We start from the raw sequence: 17,832 nt of genomic DNA, 5'->3' as shown, positions 1-17,832 counted from the left end.
CCTGGGCCGGGGCGGCCGAAACAGCCGCCGGGGTGAGGGAAACCGGACGGTCGAGGGTCGTGTCGGTCACAGGGCACGCTCGTAGCCGGCCCAGGCGACGTGCGACTCGTGCAGCGTGACGGTGAGGCCCGCCAGGCCTCGGGCGCCCTCACCCAGGGCACCCTTCTCGATCCGTGCGGCGAGCCGGTCGGCGATGACCTTGGCCAGGAACTCCGTGGAGGTGTTGATCCCGGCGAAGTCGGGCTCGTTGTCGAGGTTGCGGTAGTTCAACTCGCTCACCACGGCGCCGAGCTCCTGGGTGGCCAGGCCGATGTCGACGACGATGTTGTCGTCGTCCAGCTGTTCACGTCGGAACGTGGCGTCGACGAGGAACGTCGCTCCGTGCAGGCGCTGGGCGGGTCCGAAGACCTCTCCGCTGAAGCTGTGGGCGATCATGATGTGATCGCGGACGGTGATGCTGAACAACGGACGACCCTCCAGGTGCGGCGCGTCTTGCCCCGTGCTGATCGCTGCCGGGGCATGCCGAGTAGTACGGCTACCCACGACAGCTTGTTCAACGACTTGTTCATGTGCCCGAACCACTTTGCGGGGGTCGGTCGAATCCGTCAGCCGACGTCCGGATAGCGGACGCGATGACAGAGCGCCGGCAGCTCCCCGGAGGCGAGCCTCGGCAGCACGTCCGGGAGCTCCTCGAAGGCGCACTCACCGGTGATCAGGGCGTCGAGCGCCGGGTCGGCCAGCAGGTCGAGGGCCAGGGCGAGCCGGTCGGCGTAGGTGCGGCCGGGCCGCGCGGACGGGGACACGGTCCCCACCTGGCTGCTGCGGACGGTGAGCCGCCGGGAGTGGAACGCCTCACCCAGCGGCAGGCTGACGCGCCGGTCGCCGTACCAGCTCAGCTCGATGACCGTGCCCTCGGCGGTGAGGAGTTCGAGCGAGCGGGCCAGTCCCGCCTCCGTGGCGCTGGCGTGGACGACCAGGTCGCACTCCCCCAGGGCGTCCCCCGGCAGCGCGAAGTCGACGCCGAGCGCCTCCGCGGTCTTCGCCCGCCCGGGATCGGCGTCCACCAGCTGGACACGCACCCCCGGGAACCGGGCGATCAGGGCGGCGACCGACGAGCCGATCATCCCGCCGCCGACCACCGCGATCCGGTCACCGGCCAGCGGCGAGGCGTCCCAGAGCGCGTTCACGGCGGTCTCGACGGTCCCGGCGAGCACCGCACGCTCGGCGGGCACCCCGTCCGGCACCGGTGTCACCGCGTCCACCGGAACTACGTAACGCGTCTGGTGCGGGTAGAGGCAGAAGACCGTACGGCCCGCCAACGCGTCCGGGCCCTCCTCCACCACACCGACGTTGAGGTACCCGTACTTGACCGGACCGGGGAAGTCGCCCTCCTGGAACGGCGCCCGCATGGCCGCGTACTGGCTGACCGGGACCCCACCTCGGAAGACGAGGGTCTCCGTGCCGCGGCTCACGCCCGAAAACAGGGTGCGGACCAGTACCTCGCCCTCGCCGGGCGCCGGCAGTTCGACGTCACGGATCTCTCCGTGGTCCGGCGAACCGAGCCAGAACGCACGTGCGGCGCGCTTCATCGGAGTCCCTCCTGAACGCTTGGGAAGTTGTTCACGTACTGCGGGGTGCACAGTCCGCGCACAGTACGCGGCATGATCCACTCTGTACATACGGCGGAGGACTCGCGGTGGCCCTGATCAACACGTACGAGGCGAGGCTGGTTCAGCAGGAGACCGCTCTGGGGGCGGGCCTGCAGGTCCTGTTGCTGGTTCTGCTCGGCTCCGCGATCGGCCTGGGCCCGGTGGGCTGGCTGACCGGACTGGCGTTCGCGATCGCCACCTGGGCCGTGCTGTCCCGCGCGCTGCACCGGTCCGGATCGAAGTCGTTCGGCCCGGCCAACCGGGTGACCCTCGGCCGGGCGACGCTGGTCGGCGGGGTGACGGCGCTGGTCGCGGACTCCTATGTCAGCTCGCCGCCCGTCACCCTGTTCGTCGGCCTGACGGCCGTGGCCCTGATCCTCGACGGCGTGGACGGCAAGGTCGCCCGCCGCACCGGCACCTGCTCGACGCTGGGCGCGCGCTTCGACATGGAGGTCGACGCGTTCCTCATCCTGGTGCTCAGCGTGTACGTGTCGATGTCGCTCGGCCCGTGGGTCCTGCTGATCGGCGGAATGCGCTACGCCTTCGTCGCCGCCGCCCGCGTTCTGCCCTGGCTGAACGCCCCGCTCCCCCCGAGCACCGCCCGCAAGACCGTGGCCGCCCTCCAGGGCATCCTGCTCCTGCTCGGCGCCTCCGGCTACCTGCCCCTCGCCGCGACGGAGGCCGTGATCGCACTGGCCCTGGGCACGCTGGTCTGGTCGTTCGGCCGGGACATCCTCTGGCTGTACCGGACGTCCCGCCCGCGTACGGCGTCGCCCGTCGCGTCGCTCACCTCGATCGCCTCGGTCGCCTCGGTCGAGCAGCAGCTGCGTGCCCTGATGTCCGAGTCCGTCTCCCGCTGAGGTGCGGCCCGCACCCGACAAGACGCGGACCGCTTCCACGACAACTGCCGCAGTCCTGCAATTCCTGTTCTACGAATGTTCTACGAACGTGAAGTCCGGGTCCTGACCAGCGCGAACGCCGCCGCGGCCAGGCCAAGTACCCCCACGATCAGCCCGGCGATGCCCAGCCCGCGAGCCGTCGAGTCACTGGCCGGGTCCGAGGCCTGACCGGCGTCGCTCTTCACGGACGCCGCCGCCGAGGGACTGGCACTGGCACCCTCGTCCGCCGCCGCTGCCGTCAGTTTCAGAGTCGGGGCCGGGTTCTCCGGCTCGTCCTGGCCCTCCTGAGCGGTCTCGATCCAGCGGACGACATTGCCGTCGGAGTACGTCTGCAGGGTCTTGAAGGCCAGCTGGTCCGTGTTGTCGGGGAGTTGGCCGAACGCGACGTCGAAGTCCTCGTACTCCCCGTTCCGGATCCGGCCGCCGGTCCAGGTGATCTCGGAGACGGCGTCGGTGATCGTCCCGTCGTCCGTCTTGATCGGCGTCTTGAGTTCGGTGGTCGTCACCTTCGCGGTCCAGCCCTCCTCCGGGGTGACCAGGACGCCGAGGACGGGGTGGTCGGTGGGCAGGAAGACCTGGACCTTCGTGGTGCTCGCGGTGTCCTCCTCGTTGGGGACCCGGAAGGTCAGGACGCCGTCCGTGGCGCCCTTCGCGTAGCTCTCGGGGTGCACGGTGACGTGCGCGGAGGCGGCGCCCGCGGCGGCGAGGACACCGGCGGCGGTGAGACCGGTGACGACGCCGGCGCGGCGCAGGGTGATGCGTGCAGAGAACATGAGCGGAACTCCGTACTTGAGTACTTCAGTACTGGTGAGTGGTGACTGGTGTCGGGGAACTTCAGGGCGTGTACGGAATCCCTGTCGGCGGCCCTCGACCGCTCACCGCGTACCTCAGGAGAAGCCGGCGCACCCGGACGGCCTGCGACGACACGCGTCCCGGGCCCGTGCTGCGGGGCAGACCGGCGGGCGCGCCCTGCCACCAGGCGACGAGGCCCGGTACGAAGGCGACCGCCCAGCGCAGCAGCGACCACAGCGCGGCCTCGCCACGCCGCAGGCACCAGGAGGCGGCCAGAGCGGCGACGACGTGCGCGGAGACGGTGTGGGCGCTCATGGCATGCAGGTGGGCGTGGGGCATCTGCATCCCGGGGTGGTGCGCGTGCGACATCGCCCGGCCGCGCACCGCCCCGAACGCGACATGCAGCCCCGCCTGGGTGACCAGCATCAAGGCGCCGATCCCGGGCAGCGACCGCTCCCGCCCGCCGAGCAGCCACCCGGCGGCGAACACCGCCGCGAACCCGGCGCCGTCCGCCTTCGCCGACGGCGTACCGCCGGTCGCGAGGCCGTGCGCGGCGGCGGCCAGCAGGACGCACACCGCGGCGAACACCGCGGCGCGCAGACTCCGTACCGCCGGGGAAGCGCTCATCGTGCCGGGATCCTCCCACGGCTGGACAACGGCACGACGCGACGGGTCACCCAGTCCGTGTACTTCACAGCGCCGCCCGCGTTTCCAGCCCGTCCGGCGATTGAGGACGAGCGCGTTCAGCTCGACCGGAGGTCTGGGGGCGGAGCCCCGAGGAAGGAACCGGGGGTCACTCGGCCCCGCCGGTCTCGTCACCCTCCAGTTCCTTCGCCAGGCGGCGCAGGTGCGGCCCGTACTCCGGGTCGTTGAGCGCCGCCGCGAACTGGGCGGTGAGGTAGGCGAGCGGGTTGCCCGTGTCGTACCAGCGGCCGTGGATCACCTGGCCGTAGACGGCCCGGCTGGCGGCGTAGGCGTTGATGGCGTCGGTGAGATAGACCTCGCCGGTGCGATGGTCGTACCAGCGCTTGGTCTGGACGCGGAGTTCGTCGATGATGCCCGGCGTGATGACGTAGCCGCCGATGGCCGCGTACGAGGAGGGCGCGTCCTGCGGGCGGGGCTTCTCCACCAGGCCGGTGATGCGGAGGAGACCGTCGTCGAGGTCCTCCTTGACGACGGGGACGCCGTAGCGCTGCGAGTCGCCCGGGTCCATCGGCATCAGCGCGAGGACCGGGGAGTTGGTCGCCTCGTACGCCTTGATCAGCTGCTGGGCGCGCGGGACCTCGGCGACGAACACGTCGTCGGGCCACAGCACGAGCATCGGCTCGTCGCCGAAGTTGCGGGCGGCGTTGAGGACCGGGGTGCCGTTGCCGTACGGGCCGTGCTGGTCGAGGTAGGTGATGTGGCCGAGCCGCGACAGCTCGCCGACCTCCTCGACGGCGTCGGCGTAGGCGGCCTTGCCGTCGGCGCGCAACTGGTCGACCAGGGCGGGGTTGGGCCGGAAGTGGTCCTGGATCAGGCCCTTCCCGCCGGACACCACGATGGTGATGTCGGTGATGCCGGATGCCACGAGCTCCCGGACGGTGTGCTCGATGACGGGCTTGTCACCGACGGGCAGCATCTCCTTCGGTGTCGCCTTGGTGAGCGGCAGCAGCCGGGACCCCAGTCCGGCGGCGGGAATGACTGCCCTGCGAATCGTGGCCATGGGCCCCCCTGTACGAAAGCGCGTACGAATATCAGTGGTCGTTGTGCATGATCGTGGTGCTTGGTCGTGCTCGATGGTGCTGGTCGGTGGTGCTGGTCGATGCTCACTCGTGCCTGTCGGCGTGAGTGGTGTGACGCTACCAATTCGGCATGCCCCACGGCTGTGCCGCCCAGACCCCTGGGGTGGTCCCCCGGCCACGGTTCAGGCCCGGCGCGGCAGCACCGCTATCGCCCCGAGAGGTACGGCGGCCAGTACCAGCCAGGGCACTGCCGCGGGCAGCCCGGTGTCGAGAAGGGTGCCGGTCAGTGAGCTGCCGACCAGCACGATCAGGCCGGAAACCGACGAAAGGGCGCCGGTGTAGAGGCCGAGTCGGCCCTCCTCGGCGAGGTCGGGCACCCACGCGCGGGCCACGGGGGCGACCAGCATCTGGCCGAAGGTGAGCAGTACGACGAAGCCGGCCGCGGGCAGCAGCCCGGCCGTGCCGGTCCACCCTGCGGGCCTGGCCAGGGCCACCACCGCGAACCCGGCGGAGATCAGCAGCATGCCGGTGACCATCGAGCGGCGCAGGGCGAGCCGGTCGCCGACCCGGCGGGTGACCGGCAGCTGGGCGGTCACGACGAGCAGCGAGGACAGGGCGAACAGCCAGGCCAGCGCGGTCTGCGAGCCGGTCGCGCGCTCCACCTCGGCGGGTAGCGCCAGATACAGCTGGTTGTACGCGAGCAGATAGGCGCCATAGGCCGAGCAGAGTGCGAGAAACCGACGGTTGCGCAGCAGTGCGCGCACGCCCCCTTTCGCGCGTATGCGCTCCCGGCCGGGTATGTGCTGCGGGAGCAGCCAGGCGTGCCCGGCGAGGACGAGGACGAAGATCCCGGAGCCCGCGAGGCACACCACCCGGAAGTCGACGGCCAGCAGAAGCCCGCCGAGGAGCGGCCCGACGAAGGCGCCCGCCTGTCCGGCGACGGTGAACAGCGCGAGGACTCGGGTGCGCGAGCCGTTGCCCTCCCGCTCCCAGGCCACCGCCTGCCGGGCCACCTCGGACTCGACGGCGGGCGAGAACAGCGCGGCGGCGAAGCCGATGAGGAGGACGGCGCCTATGACGGTCGCGGTCGAGTCGGCGTAGCCGAGCCAGGCGAAGCCGGCGATGCGCAGGGTGCAGCCCGCGAGCACCACCGGCCGGATCCCGTACCGGTCGGCGAGCGCGCCGCCGACCACGAACAGCCCCTGCTGGCTGAAGGTGCGCAGGCCCAGGACGAACCCGACGAGCCACCCCGCCATGCCGATCGACTGTCCGAGGTGCTCGGAGAGGAAGGGCAGAACGGCGAAGAAGCCCACGTTGAAGGCGAGTTGGGTCAGGATCAGCAGCCGCAGCAGCGGCGAGAGCCGCATCCGGGCAGGCGCCTCGTCCTGCAGGCCTGCGGACGCGGGCGCGGTCACTGGAAGGCCAACTCTCTTGTCTCCGGGCGCGGTTGGACCACACGCACAGTCTTCCGCGGCCGAAACTTCACGCCTGCGGCGGTCACGGCCAGGGCGCCGAGCAGGGCGAGTACGGCGGCGGGGGCGAGGACCGCCCAGGGGGCGCGTTCGGCGTACGGCTGGTTCTCGGCGAGGAGCAACCCCCATTCCGGGGAGGGCGGTTGGGCGCCGAGGCCGAGGAAGCCGAGGGCGGCCAGGGCGAGGGCGACACTGGGCAGCCGCAGCAGGGCGTGCCGGGTGACCGGGGGCAGTGCGGCGGGCAGGAGTTCATGCCGCAGGACGTACCAGCGGCCGGCGCCCAGACCCTGGGTGGCCGTGACATGGAGGGTGGCCCGTTCCTGGCGAAGGAGGGCGGCGGTGTGCGCGGCCAGTGGCGCCCAGGCGACGACGGTCACGGCGAGCGCGGGGGTGGCCCCGCCGCTGCCCACGACCGCCGTGACCAGCAGCGCGGCGAGTACGGGCGGTATCGCGTTCACGGTGTCGACGAGCGGTCCGGACAGCCGGGGCATCAGCCCGAGTGCCAGCCCGATCAGCAGGGCGGCGGCGCTGATCGCGGAGGCGAGCAGCAGCGTGTCCAGGGCTCCGTGCCCGACGCGGGCGAGGACGTCCCGGCCGAGGGCGTCCGTGCCGAACGGGTGCGCCCAGGAAGGGGGTTGGAGCCGGGCCCGGGTGTCAAGCGCGAGCGGGTCACGTGGCAGCCCGAGGGCGACGACGCCGAGCAGCACACCGCCGTACAGCAGAGGCGGGGTGGGGCGGGCGGGCGGTGCGGGCCGGTGCAGGGAGGAGAGGCCGCCGTCGCGCAGGGCGGGGCCGATGAGCAGCCGGGCGGTGATCCGGGTCGCGCCTGCCGCGAGGGCCGCGAGCAGGACGAGGGCGAGGGTGCTCGCCTGAAGGACGGGCAGGTCCTGGGCGATGGCGGCCTGGAGGGCGGTGCGGCCGAGGCCGGGGATGTCGAAGATCTGCTCGACGGCGACCGAGCCGCCGGTCAGTCCGACGACGAACAGACCGGCGTTGGGGAGCAGTGCGGGCAGGCAGCGCCGGACGGCCTGGCTCGCGATGCGACGGGCCGGGATGCCGCGTGCGGCGGCGGCCAGCGCCCAGGGCTCGGCAAAGGCGCCGGGCAGCAGATCGTCGAGGAGCCGTCCTAGCAGCGCCCCGGCGGGCAGGCCGAGGGCGAGGCCGGGCAGGATCGTCCACTGGAGTCCGTACCAGCCGAGGGCGGGCAGCCAGCCGAGCTGGACGCCGACGACCGTGGCCAGCACGGATGCCGTGAGGAACTCGGGCAGCGCGGCGACCATCGCCGACCCGCTGCCGCCACCGCGCCGCCGCCCGCCGCCGCACAACGTCCGTGCGCACACCAGGGCGGCGACGAGAAAGGCGATGGTCAGCGCCACGGCCATCAGCAGCAGCGAGGCTCCGAGCGCCTGCAGAACATCGGGCATGACCTCGGCCCCGGAGATCCAGGACCGCCCGGCGTCGCCGCGCGGAAGCCCGCCGAGCCAGTCCCCGAGCAGCCGCAACGGCCCGGCGTCGAGGCCGAGTTGGTCCCGGATGTCGGCGAGCACGGCCGGGGTGGCCTCACGCTCGGCCGACCGGGCCTTGAGCACGGTGAACGCCGGGTCGGTGCGGGTCAGCCAGGGCAGCAGACCGATCCCGCACACGAGCAGCGCGGCGAGCAGGGCACGCCACAGGAGCGTGCCCACACGACCCCGCACGGGTCAGCGCCGCGTTCCGGTACCGACCAGCGTGCGCTCGTACGGATCGAGGAGCACGCCCTGTACCTCAGCGTCGACGCCGGTGATGATCCGCTGGTGGACCAGCGGGACGACGGCGTCGTCGCCGAGGATCAGGGCCTCGGCCGCCATGGCCGCGTCCTGACGCTCGGCGGTGTCCTCGATGCCCTCGGCCCTGGCGACGGCCCTGTCGACCTTCTTGTCGCAGAGCAGGGAGAGGTTGTAGCCGCCGTCGCAGGTGTAGTCGCTGGCGAGGACGGAGACGGGGTCTCCGGAGTCGAGCATGGTGTTGCGGGCGGCGACAAGGGCATCGAACTTACCGGCCAGCGCGTCGCTTTCGAGGCGTGAGTACTCCCGCACCTCCAGCTTCACCCTGAACCCGGCCTTCTCCAGCTGCTGCTTCAACACCTGGGCGGCTTCAGGGAGTTCGGGCCGGTTGTCGTACGTGGCCAGGGTGACGGACGCACCCTCGGGCGCCGCCGCCTTCGCGCGTCCGGTGGGCTGGACGCGCTTGCCCTCGGCCCAGGTGAGCGCCGGGCCGTAGATGCCCTGGCCGGTGTCGGCGTGACCTTCGTAGACACCGTCGGCGAGCGCGGAGGTGTCCACGGCGGCGCGGGCGGCGGCGCGCAGCTTCGCGTCCTTGAAGACGCCAGTCCTGGTGTTGAGGTGCAGGGAGGTCGTGCGGGCCGTGGCGGTCTCACGGCTGGTCGACTTGTCGAGGGAGGCGGCCTGGGCGACGGGGATCGCCTCCGCCATGTCGACCTGACCGGTGCGCAGGGCGTTGGCGCGGGCGGTGCCGTCGGCGATGAACCTCGCGTCGATCCCGGCGGCCTGGGCGCGTCCGCCCCAGTAGTCGTCGAAGCGGTCGAGGGTCGCGGCGGTGGAGCCGGTTGTCTTCGTCAGCTCGAAGGGTCCGGTGGCGGTGCCGACCGGATCGACGGCGCCCTTCTTCGCGAACGCCTTGGGCGCGAGCACGGCGAGGCCGGGGCTGGACAGGCGCAGCGGGAGCACGGGGTCGGGCTCGGCGGTGGTGACGGATACACGTCCGTCACCGGCGGCCTTCGCCGTGAGGGTCACGCCGGTGAGGGCGGCGGGCTCGGGCTCGGCCCTGGTGGCCCGGGTGAGAGCGGCGGCGACGGTGGGCGCGGTGACGTCTGTGCCGTCCTGGAAGGTGGCCTCGCGCAGCGTGAACAGCCAGGTGCGGTCGCCCTTGCGGGTCCAGGACTCGGCGAGCGCGGGAGCGGCGGAGCCGTTGGCGTCCAGGGTGGTCAGGCCCTCGGTGACGCCGAGGCGGCTGAGGAGGGTGGCGTCGGCACCGTACGGCGAGAGGTTTTCTGCGGGCGGGAAGGCGAGCGCGACCCGCAGCCGGGAGCCGGACCCGGCGTCGGACGAGGAGTCGCCGTCGCCGCCGCCGGAGGCGAAGCAGCCGGTGAGAAGCGGAGAGAGCAGTAGTCCGACGAGCAGTCGGGGGCGGCGGGGGGTGCGCATGATCCTCGGTTCCGTAAGGGTCTGCAGGGGTCTACAGAGGGCTCTGCAGGGGTCTCTGCAAAAGGCTGGGCAGCACGAAGAAGCCGTACAGGGACGGGTCGGCCGTACAGAAACGGGAGCCTAGCTGATAATCATTTCCAATAGCCAGCCCGGGTCGGCCGTCGACGATCACCTGCGACCACCGGCGACCGCCTGCGACCACCGGCCGTCACCGCGTCAGCGGAACCTCGAAGTGCACGACGCTCTGCCCGCCGCCCGCATCCTCGCGTTCGTCGTGCACGACCTTGCCCAGCGACCGCCAGAACCCCTCGGCACCGGCCACCGCCGGGTCCGTGTGCAGATACGCGGCGCGATATCCGCCGTCGGCCGCCGCGAACGCCAGCAGTTCGGCCACGAGACGCCGGGCCAGGCCACGCCTGCGGTGCTCGGGACGGACGTACACCCGACGCAACTGCGCGGTGGCGCCCGAGGGGTAGCGCTCCGCGAGATGGCGCGGGTTCGGCGGATGGAGCGGGCCGCGCGAGTCGAGGGCGGCGGTGGCCACGATGCTCGCGTCGCGTTGGTCGACCGCGACGAGGAGGGTGTGACGGACTGGCACGAGATAGGCGGACGCCGGATCGACGATGTCGCCGTGCCAGCGCGGCACATAGCCCGTTTCGAAGTCGCGGTAGACGGTGTCGAGCATGACGGCTCGCGCGCCGTCGAGGTCGCCAGGGGTCGCCGTCCTGATGCAGTAATCACGCACCTGCACATCATATGCATTTAAGTTGATCGAACAAATGATCGCCAACTCCGCACAGTCGCAGCCCAGTTGATGGCGATGCGATTTGACAGAGGCCCGGGCGCCGCATAAAAACTTGCCACATGACATTCATTTTCAAAATGGCTGCCCCTGGGCCGGCCACCGATGAACATGGAACGGCCCGCTGATGCGCGTCGCGTTCGTCGGTAAGGGCGGCAGCGGCAAGACCACGCTGTCCGCACTTTTCTCCCGCCATCTCGCACGCTCCGGCGCGCCCGTGGTCGCCATCGACGGCGACATCAACCAGCACCTGGCCGAGGCGCTCGACCCGGTCGGCGGCGAGGCGTTCGCCGCGCCGCCGCTCAGCGCCCACCTCGGTGACATCAAGGACTATCTGCGCGGCGCCAACCCGCGCATCGAGTCGCGCGAGGCCATGGTCAAGACGACCCCGGCCGGCCGGGGCTCACGGCTGCTGCGCCCGCTCGGCGACGACGAGATCCACTCCCGGCACGTCGAACGCGTGGGTGGCGTACCGCTGATGGCTACCGGCGCCTTCGAGGAGAGCGACCTGGGCGTGGCCTGTTACCACTCCAAACTGGGCGCGGTGGAGCTCTACCTCAACCATCTCGTCGACGGACCCGGCGAGTACGTCGTCGTCGACATGACCGCCGGCGCGGACGCGTTCGCCTCCGGGCTGTTCACCCGGTTCGACATGACGTTCCTGGTCGCCGAACCGACCCGCAAGGGCGTCTCCGTCTACCGCCAGTACCGCGACCACGCCCGCGAGTTCGGGATTCCGCTCGCGGTGATCGGCAACAAGGTCACCGGCGAGGACGACCTGCTCTTCCTCAAGGAGGAGACCGGCGACGACCTGCTCACCCATCTCGTCCAGTCCAGCTGGGTGCGCGCCGCCGAACAGGGGCGCGACCAGGGCGAGCTGGAGCCGCAGAACCTGCACGCGCTCAGCCAGCTCCGGGACGCTGTCGACGCCCGGCCCAAGGACTGGGCCACCTTTCAGCGGCACGCCGTCGAGTTCCATCTGCGCAACGCCCGCGCGTGGGCGGACCGGGCGACGGGCCTGGACCTGGCCGAGCAGGTCGACCCGGAGTTCGTACACGGGCCCGCCGCTCTCGTCTGATCCCACCTCGGTCGCACCCCGGACTCGCCACCCGCGAGAACGCAAGAAAACCAGAGAACAGATCCAGAGAAAAGAACAGGACACCCATACATGTCGCTCGACGTCTCCCCCGAACTCCTCGCCGAAGCCGAGCAGGGTGACATCCGTGAGGACGACTTCGTCGAAACCGTCCGCACCTCGCTCCCGTACGCCTACGGCCTCATCGCCGACCTCGCCTCCGAGCTCCGGGGCGGCACGGCAGAGTTCGCCGACAACCAGACCCCGCCGCCCTCCGAGAAGGAGCGAGGTCAGCTGCTGCGGGCGCTGGCCAGCGACGCGATCCGCGGCAGCCTGGAGCGGCACTTCGGTATCGCGCTCGCCTTCCAGAACTGCCACCGGGTCGCGGCCTTCCACCCCGGCGCGCAGAGCGGCGCGACCTACGCCCGCTTCACCTCGCTGCGCTCGCAGGTCCTGAACCAGTCGCCGGAGTTCCGCGACTGCTGACCCACCGGGCCGGCGCACCTGACGGCAATTCCCCGGGGACGGGGAAGGGGAAATGGAAAATCCCCGGGGAATTGACAATGACGCATATCCGTGTGCATCCGTGTGCACGAATTCCCGCTCCGCCAAATTCGTTGACGATTCGGAACCTCACAGCCCCCTGTATCCTAGGGTCGAACGGGTGAGCGATATCAGCCCGGAGGGCGGGACCGGCGGTGGCCTGGCGATTGCCCAGGAGACTCCGGAACACGTGGCGGCGGTGCCTCGTTCTCCTACAGGGACGTTCCTACGTGCACTCCTGGAGAGGAAGTGAGCACGATGGCGACCGATACCGAGGTGACCGATGTGTTCGACCCGGCCACCGAGGACGAGAGCGATGCTCCCCTCCCCCGGCTGGCCACCGGCGGAGGCTCGGTCGACCAGGTGCGGGACTACCTCCGGCTCATCGCCCGGGTCCGGCTCCTCGGCGCCGCGCAGGAGGTCGACCTCGCGAAACGGATCGAGGCCGGGCTGTACGCCGAGCACAAACTGCTGGAGGACCCACCCGAGGGCCCCGTACTCCAGCGCGAGTTGGAGATCCTCACCGCGGACGGGGAACGCGCCAAGTCCCATCTCATCGAGGCCAACCTCCGCCTGGTCGTGTCCGTCGCCAAGCGCTACACGGGCCGCGGGCTGCTGTTCCTGGACCTGGTCCAGGAGGGCAACACTGGCCTGATCCGGGCCGTCGAGAAGTTCGACTACACGAAGGGCTTCAAGTTCTCGACGTACGCGACCTGGTGGATCCGGCAGGCGATCTCACGCGCGCTGGCGGACCAGGGCCGGACCATCCGCATCCCCGTGCATCTGGTGGAGGTCATCAACCGGGTGGCCCGTACCCGCCGCGAGCTGATCCAGGACTTCGGGACGGAACCCACACCGGAGGAACTGGCGGAGAAGGCGGGCGTCCCCGTGGAGCGGCTGCCGGAACTCAGCGCCTACACCAGGGAGCCCGTCTCCCTGCACACCGCCCTCGGAGAGGACGGCGACGGCGAGCTCGGCGACCTGATCGAGGACCGGGACAGCGTCACCCCGATGGAGATGGTCACCTTCCTGCTGCTCCAGGAGACCATCCAGTCCATCCTCGCGGAGATGACACCCCGGGAAGCCGGCATCATCTCCCTGCGCTACGGCCTGTCCGGCGGCCGGACCAGAACCCTGGAGGAGATCGGCCAGGTGTACGGCGTGACGCGCGAACGCATCCGCCAGATCGAGTCCAAGACGATGTCCAAGCTGCGCCACCCGTCCCGCTCGCAGGTGCTGCGGGACTATCTCGACGCCATGTGAGGCGGCCCTTCTCCGGGGTACGGCCCTCAGGCGGTGGCGAGTGCCGTACGGGGTGCTGCGCGCCCGGCCGACGGCGGCTTCGGCGGCGCAGGTCCCGCGCGGGGCGTTGAGTGTCACGAAGTCGTGGATGGTGTCTGCCCTGCCTGCCCTGCTCTGCCCCGCCTGGTACCGGACGGGGGTGAAGGGCGAGTCGGCCTCGCGAAGCGCGAACAGGCACGCGTGCTCCCGCTGGCGGTTCCCCGACCCGATGAGCCCGACCCCCCGGGCAGGACACACCGGCCAGGCAACCGCTCCGGCTGCTCGCGGACGAGATGAGCGGCAGCCGACGCCGTCCCCTCCGCGCCGCGACCCTGCCGCGATGGGTGTTCACCCGGGGGACGTAGTCTCCGGCTCGGCGAGTCGCTGACGCGGCTGTGCCGCCGTACGCACGATCCTGGGCCGGCAGGCGGCAACTTGCCGGTCCCACGCCGCTACGCCGACCGTTCCCCCCGCACGGTCCCGAACCGCTCCAGAGCCACCGGAGAACCATGGCAACCGAGGACAGCACGTCCGAATCCCCGTCCCCGTCTCCCTCCCCCACGTCCACCGGTGTTCAGGCGCGTGCCACCGCGCTGCTGGGCCGGCCCAAGCTGTGGCTGCTGCCCACCGTCCTGACCGGGCTGCTGGCGCTGCTGCTGTCGCTGCTCTACATGGGCGGCATCGTCAGCCCCAACCGCGACCTGCACGACCTGCCCATCGGCATCGTCAACGCGGACCGGGGTGCGCCGCTGCCCGGGCAGAAGGAGAACCTGGGTGCGCAGATCATCAAGGCGATCACCACCGACACCTCCAACGGCGACAAGGCCGAGTGGCGTCAACTGAGCCTCGCCCAAGCCCAGGACGAACTGGACTCGGGCAAGCTCTACGGCGCGCTGGTCGTACCCGACGGCTTCACCGCCTCGGTCGGCGCGCTGACCGGCACCGACGCCACCGCCCGTCCGGCCCTGACCGTGCTGACCAACCCCGGCAAGGGCAGCCTCGGTTCCTCCCTCGCCAGTCAGATCACCACGCTGGCCGCGCACCAGGCCTCACAGACCATCGGCGAGCAGCTGACGGCGAGCGCGAAGGGGGCGAGCGCAACGACGAAGCTGCTGCTGGCCGACCCGGTCACGGTCACTCCTCAGGTCGGCCACCCCATCGGCACCCACAGCGGCCTGGGACTCAGCACCTTCTACTACACGCTGCTGCTCGTGCTGGCCGGGTTCCTGGGCGCCAACGTCATCAGCAACGGGGTGGACACCTCCCTGGGCTACGCCGACAACGAGATCGGTCCCTGGCACACGCGCCGGCCCACCGTGCCCATCACCCGCACCCAGACCCTGCTGCTGAAGATGGGCATGACCGCCGGGATCACCCTCCTGAGCGTCTCCCTGATCATGGTCGCCACCGTCGGCATCCTCGGCATGGACGCCGACCACCTGCCCCTCCTGTGGCTGTACTCGTACTGCGCCACCCTCGCGGTCGGCCTCGGCGTCCAGGCCATCAACGCGGCGTTCGGCGGGATCGGGCAGCTCGTGTCGATGTTCGTGTTCATCGTCCTCGGCCTGCCCTCGTCCGGGGCCACGGTCCCGCTCCAGGCGGTCCCGGACTTCTACCGCTTCCTGTCCGTGTTCGAGCCCATGCGGCAACTCGGCGACGGGGCCCGCGCGATCCTCTACTTCGACGCCCGCGGGGACGCCGGACTGACCCGCGCCTGGATCATGATCGCGGTCGGCGCCACGCTCGCGCTGCTCTTCGGCTTCGCGATGGCCCGCTACTACGACCGCAAGGGTCTCGAACGCCTCACTCCACGGCCGTCCTGAGCCGAAACGCGGGACGATCGCGCGGGAGAATCAGGGTCCGGACCGGCGGTGTTGACGTCAACTGTTGCCCGTTCACCCTTTCGGGCGGCGGCCTCGGGCTGACAGACTCACCAGGGTGCCCGACTTCGACATGCTTGTCATAGGATCCGGCCCCGGCGGCCAGAAGGCTGCCATCGCGGCGGCCAAGCTCGGCCGCCGCGTCGCCGTCATCGACCGCCCCGACATGGTCGGTGGGGTCTCCATCCACACCGGCACCATCCCCTCCAAGACACTGCGCGAGGCGGTTCTCTACCTCACCGGCCTCACCCAGCGCGATCTGTACGGCCAGAGCTACCGCCTCAAGGAGGACATCACCGTCGCCGACCTGACCGCGCGCACCGAGCACGTGGTCAGTCGCGAGGTCGACGTCATCCGCAGCCAGCTGTCCCGCAACCACGTCTCCCTGTTCGCAGGCACCGGCAGCTTCGTCGACGACCACACCGTGGCCGTGCACGAAGCGGGCGGCAACGAGAAGCTGCTGAGCGCCGAGCACATCGTCATCGCCACCGGGACCCGGCCGGCCCGTCCTGACACCGTCGAGTTCGACGAACGTACGATCATGGACTCCGACAACGTGCTCAACCTCGAAGGTGTGCCGCGTTCCATGGTCATCGTCGGGGCCGGGGTGATCGGCATGGAATACGCCTCGATGTTCGCGGCCCTGGGCAGCAAGATCACGGTGGTCGAGAAGCGGGCCGTGATGCTCGACATGTGCGACGTCGAGGTGATCGAGTCGCTGAAATACCACCTGCGGGACCTGGCCGTCACCTTCCGCTTCGGGGAGACGGTCGCGGCGGTGGAACGCCACGCCCGGGGCACCCTCACCGTCCTGGAGAGCGGAAAGAAGATCCCCGCGGACGCGGTGATGTACTCGGCGGGCCGACAGGGCCTCACCGACGAACTCGACCTCGACAAGGCCGGGTTGTCCGCCGACCGGCGCGGCCGGATCACGGTCGACGAGCACTACCGCACCGAGGTGCCGCACATCTACGCCGTCGGCGACGTCATCGGCTTCCCGGCCCTCGCCGCGACCTCGATGGAACAGGGCCGGGCTGCGGCGTACCACGCGTGCGGCGAGCAGGTCGACGGGATGCACAACCTCCAGCCCATCGGCATCTACACCATCCCCGAGATCAGCTTCATCGGCCGCACCGAGGACCAACTCACCGAGGAGAGCATCCCGTTCGAGGTGGGCGTCTCCCGCTACCGCGAACTGGCCCGGGGCCAGATCATCGGCGACTCCCACGGCATGCTCAAGCTGCTGGTCTGCCCGGAGACCCGCAAGCTCCTCGGCGTCCACTGCTTCGGCACGGGAGCGACCGAACTGATCCACATCGGCCAGTCCGTGATGGGCTGCGACGGCACGGTCGACTACCTCGTCAACGCGGTCTTCAACTACCCGACGCTCGCGGAGTCCTACAAGGTCGCAGCTCTGGACGCGACGAACAAGTTGCGCCAGATCGACCGGTTGCGGGACTGATCCACGCCGTACGGCTGGGCCTGCCCGAGGGGCTCAGCCGTACGCGGCGTACCGTACGAACGAGGTCCAGCCGTCACGCCCGACCGCGAAGTGAGGGCGCGCCAGATCCTTGGAGTCCCGTACGCAGATGGCCCGTTGGGTGAGGGCGACCTCGACGCAGCTGTCGCCCTGGGTACCGTCGCCGAACTCGCCGCCAACGCCGCGCTGCACGGCCGTGTCCAGGGCCGCGACTTCCAGGTCGCGCTGACGCTCGACACCGCGACCGGCACCGTACGCATCGCGGTCGCTGACGCACGCGGCGAGCAACTCCCGCTCCTGCGCGCCGACTTCGCAACACCGGTGGACAGCGAGTCGGGCCGGGGCCTGCTTCTGGTCGCCGGCCTCGCCGACCGCTGGGGCAGGGAACCGTATCCGCCGGGTGGCAAGACCGTGTGGGCGGAAGTGGGCCCCAGGCTGCGGAACGACAAAAACACCCGCTCCCGGCCGTGAGGCCAGAGGCGGGTGCCCCTTGCGTGTTCTTTGTGTCCGAGGGGGGACTTGAACTCTCCACTCGGGCACCAGCTCATTAGTTAGCTGACCTGCGGATACGTACCCTCTGAACCCCCTTGGGAGTGGTGAGGGTTGGTCATGCTCACCTGCTGTTTCTGCCCGTTCCTGGCCGCTGTTGGTCATGCGTTGGTCACGTGGCCAACCCCTTTGAACAGAGCAAGGCCCCGCCCGTGCGCCACGGGGGAACGACGCACGGACAGGGCCGCCAAGGGACCGCTCAGGCGGTCAGGCCGGGGTCGAAGTATCCCGGCGTTCGGAACAGGCCCGCGAAGGTGCCGGGGCCGTGCCGTTCATCCAGCCACGTTCCCAGCGCCGTTGCGTCACCGCTGGTCATGGCCGTGAGAAGGCGCACGTGGCACTCGCTCTCTTCCCCCGGTACTACAGCCGTGACTCGTGTCCGTGTCTGGTAGCCGTGTGATGCGTTGACCTGTCCGTGAGTACGGAGCGGGCGGTGCAGGTGTGGGCGGGCTGGTTCGATGACTTCTTCGCCTCTCTGGCGGG

17 protein-coding genes are annotated in these 17,832 nt (G+C 70.6%); 7 read left to right on the top strand and 10 right to left on the bottom strand.

Annotated features, from left to right (window positions below):
* Positions 1 to 66: 66 nt before the first annotated feature.
* Together G3I71_RS08245 and G3I71_RS08240 are read right to left on the bottom strand one after the other, a co-directional pair.
* Entirely contained in the window at positions 67 to 465 is a 399-nt protein-coding gene (locus tag G3I71_RS08245; protein WP_164313284.1) for a 6-carboxytetrahydropterin synthase, read from the bottom strand.
* A 140-nt stretch (positions 466 to 605) separates the two neighbouring features.
* A complete protein-coding gene (locus G3I71_RS08240; protein WP_164313283.1) occupies positions 606 to 1,589 on the bottom strand; it encodes a 3-hydroxyacyl-CoA dehydrogenase NAD-binding domain-containing protein in 984 nt (327 codons plus the stop codon).
* A gap of 107 nt (positions 1,590 to 1,696) precedes the next feature.
* Here G3I71_RS08240 and G3I71_RS08235 point away from each other — a divergent pair, with 107 nt between their 5' ends.
* Complete coding sequence (locus tag G3I71_RS08235) at positions 1,697 to 2,509, top strand: CDP-alcohol phosphatidyltransferase family protein (RefSeq protein ID WP_164313282.1); 813 nt, start codon at positions 1,697 to 1,699, stop codon at positions 2,507 to 2,509.
* An 80-nt stretch (positions 2,510 to 2,589) separates the two neighbouring features.
* Here G3I71_RS08235 and G3I71_RS08230 read toward each other — a convergent pair whose 3' ends face one another.
* The 7 genes from G3I71_RS08230 to G3I71_RS08200 form a co-directional block, all read right to left on the bottom strand.
* Positions 2,590 to 3,321 carry a YcnI family protein gene (locus tag G3I71_RS08230; RefSeq protein WP_164313281.1) on the bottom strand — a complete coding sequence of 244 codons (732 nt, stop codon included), beginning with the start codon at positions 3,319 to 3,321 and terminating at the stop codon, positions 2,590 to 2,592.
* Positions 3,322 to 3,382: 61 nt separating this feature from the next.
* Positions 3,383 to 3,967 (bottom strand): hypothetical protein, encoded by a 585-nt coding sequence (locus tag G3I71_RS08225; RefSeq protein ID WP_164313280.1) that lies wholly within the window; start codon positions 3,965 to 3,967, stop codon positions 3,383 to 3,385.
* 166 nt (positions 3,968 to 4,133) lie between these two features.
* Positions 4,134 to 5,045: a UTP--glucose-1-phosphate uridylyltransferase gene (locus tag G3I71_RS08220; protein ID WP_164313279.1), complete on the bottom strand. Its 912-nt coding sequence runs from the start codon at positions 5,043 to 5,045 to the stop codon at positions 4,134 to 4,136.
* 201 nt (positions 5,046 to 5,246) lie between these two features.
* Positions 5,247 to 6,431, bottom strand: a complete 1,185-nt coding sequence (locus G3I71_RS08215; protein WP_164313485.1) for an MFS transporter — start codon at positions 6,429 to 6,431, stop codon at positions 5,247 to 5,249.
* Positions 6,432 to 6,475: 44 nt separating this feature from the next.
* Positions 6,476 to 8,233, bottom strand: a complete 1,758-nt coding sequence (locus tag G3I71_RS08210; protein ID WP_164313278.1) for an ABC transporter permease subunit — start codon at positions 8,231 to 8,233, stop codon at positions 6,476 to 6,478.
* Between the two features lie 3 nt (positions 8,234 to 8,236).
* Positions 8,237 to 9,739, bottom strand: a complete 1,503-nt coding sequence (locus tag G3I71_RS08205; protein ID WP_164313277.1) for an ABC transporter substrate-binding protein — start codon at positions 9,737 to 9,739, stop codon at positions 8,237 to 8,239.
* Positions 9,740 to 9,947: 208 nt separating this feature from the next.
* Positions 9,948 to 10,484: a GNAT family N-acetyltransferase gene (locus G3I71_RS08200; RefSeq protein ID WP_164313276.1), complete on the bottom strand. Its 537-nt coding sequence runs from the start codon at positions 10,482 to 10,484 to the stop codon at positions 9,948 to 9,950.
* A 184-nt stretch (positions 10,485 to 10,668) separates the two neighbouring features.
* Here G3I71_RS08200 and G3I71_RS08195 point away from each other — a divergent pair, with 184 nt between their 5' ends.
* From G3I71_RS08195 to sthA, 5 genes are all read left to right on the top strand, one after another.
* Positions 10,669 to 11,619 (top strand): ATP-binding protein, encoded by a 951-nt coding sequence (locus G3I71_RS08195; RefSeq protein WP_164313275.1) that lies wholly within the window; start codon positions 10,669 to 10,671, stop codon positions 11,617 to 11,619.
* A 90-nt stretch (positions 11,620 to 11,709) separates the two neighbouring features.
* Positions 11,710 to 12,102, top strand: coding sequence for an SCO5389 family protein (locus tag G3I71_RS08190; protein ID WP_164313274.1), 393 nt, complete (start codon positions 11,710 to 11,712; stop codon positions 12,100 to 12,102).
* Between the two features lie 315 nt (positions 12,103 to 12,417).
* The gene (locus G3I71_RS08185; protein ID WP_164313273.1) at positions 12,418 to 13,422 is read left to right on the top strand and encodes an RNA polymerase sigma factor; all 1,005 of its coding nucleotides are present in this window, start codon (positions 12,418 to 12,420) and stop codon (positions 13,420 to 13,422) included.
* A 527-nt stretch (positions 13,423 to 13,949) separates the two neighbouring features.
* Positions 13,950 to 15,263 carry a DUF3533 domain-containing protein gene (locus tag G3I71_RS08180; protein ID WP_164313272.1) on the top strand — a complete coding sequence of 438 codons (1,314 nt, stop codon included), beginning with the start codon at positions 13,950 to 13,952 and terminating at the stop codon, positions 15,261 to 15,263.
* Positions 15,264 to 15,378: 115 nt separating this feature from the next.
* The gene (gene sthA / locus G3I71_RS08175) at positions 15,379 to 16,782 is read left to right on the top strand and encodes a Si-specific NAD(P)(+) transhydrogenase (RefSeq protein WP_164313271.1); all 1,404 of its coding nucleotides are present in this window, start codon (positions 15,379 to 15,381) and stop codon (positions 16,780 to 16,782) included.
* Positions 16,783 to 16,815: 33 nt separating this feature from the next.
* Here sthA and G3I71_RS08170 read toward each other — a convergent pair whose 3' ends face one another.
* Positions 16,816 to 16,992 carry a DUF397 domain-containing protein gene (locus G3I71_RS08170; RefSeq protein ID WP_164313270.1) on the bottom strand — a complete coding sequence of 59 codons (177 nt, stop codon included), beginning with the start codon at positions 16,990 to 16,992 and terminating at the stop codon, positions 16,816 to 16,818.
* Here G3I71_RS08170 and G3I71_RS08165 point away from each other — a divergent pair.
* Positions 16,918 to 17,271, top strand: coding sequence for an ATP-binding protein (locus G3I71_RS08165; RefSeq protein ID WP_203729697.1), 354 nt, complete (start codon positions 16,918 to 16,920; stop codon positions 17,269 to 17,271). The genes G3I71_RS08170 and G3I71_RS08165 overlap by 75 nt on opposite strands.
* Positions 17,272 to 17,832 lie beyond the last annotated feature (561 nt).

The organism is Streptomyces sp. SID12501, from assembly GCF_010550245.1.
In the GTDB taxonomy this organism is placed as follows: domain Bacteria; phylum Actinomycetota; class Actinomycetes; order Streptomycetales; family Streptomycetaceae; genus Streptomyces.
This window is presented reverse-complemented; position numbering and strand designations above follow the sequence as displayed.

Excerpts from the sequence above, each read along its gene's own strand:
- G3I71_RS08240 (WP_164313283.1), bottom strand. The coding sequence starts at position 1,589 with ATGAAGCGCGCCGCACGTGCGTTCTGGCTCGGTTCGCCGGACCACGGA.
- G3I71_RS08230 (WP_164313281.1), bottom strand. The coding sequence starts at position 3,321 with ATGTTCTCTGCACGCATCACCCTGCGCCGCGCCGGCGTCGTCACCGGT.
- G3I71_RS08225 (WP_164313280.1), bottom strand. The coding sequence starts at position 3,967 with ATGAGCGCTTCCCCGGCGGTACGGAGTCTGCGCGCCGCGGTGTTCGCC.
- G3I71_RS08220 (WP_164313279.1), bottom strand. The coding sequence starts at position 5,045 with ATGGCCACGATTCGCAGGGCAGTCATTCCCGCCGCCGGACTGGGGTCC.
- G3I71_RS08215 (WP_164313485.1), bottom strand. The coding sequence starts at position 6,431 with ATGCGGCTCTCGCCGCTGCTGCGGCTGCTGATCCTGACCCAACTCGCC.
- G3I71_RS08205 (WP_164313277.1), bottom strand. The coding sequence starts at position 9,739 with ATGCGCACCCCCCGCCGCCCCCGACTGCTCGTCGGACTACTGCTCTCT.
- G3I71_RS08195 (WP_164313275.1), top strand. The coding sequence starts at position 10,669 with ATGCGCGTCGCGTTCGTCGGTAAGGGCGGCAGCGGCAAGACCACGCTG.
- G3I71_RS08190 (WP_164313274.1), top strand. The coding sequence starts at position 11,710 with ATGTCGCTCGACGTCTCCCCCGAACTCCTCGCCGAAGCCGAGCAGGGT.
- G3I71_RS08185 (WP_164313273.1), top strand. The coding sequence starts at position 12,418 with ATGGCGACCGATACCGAGGTGACCGATGTGTTCGACCCGGCCACCGAG.
- G3I71_RS08180 (WP_164313272.1), top strand. The coding sequence starts at position 13,950 with ATGGCAACCGAGGACAGCACGTCCGAATCCCCGTCCCCGTCTCCCTCC.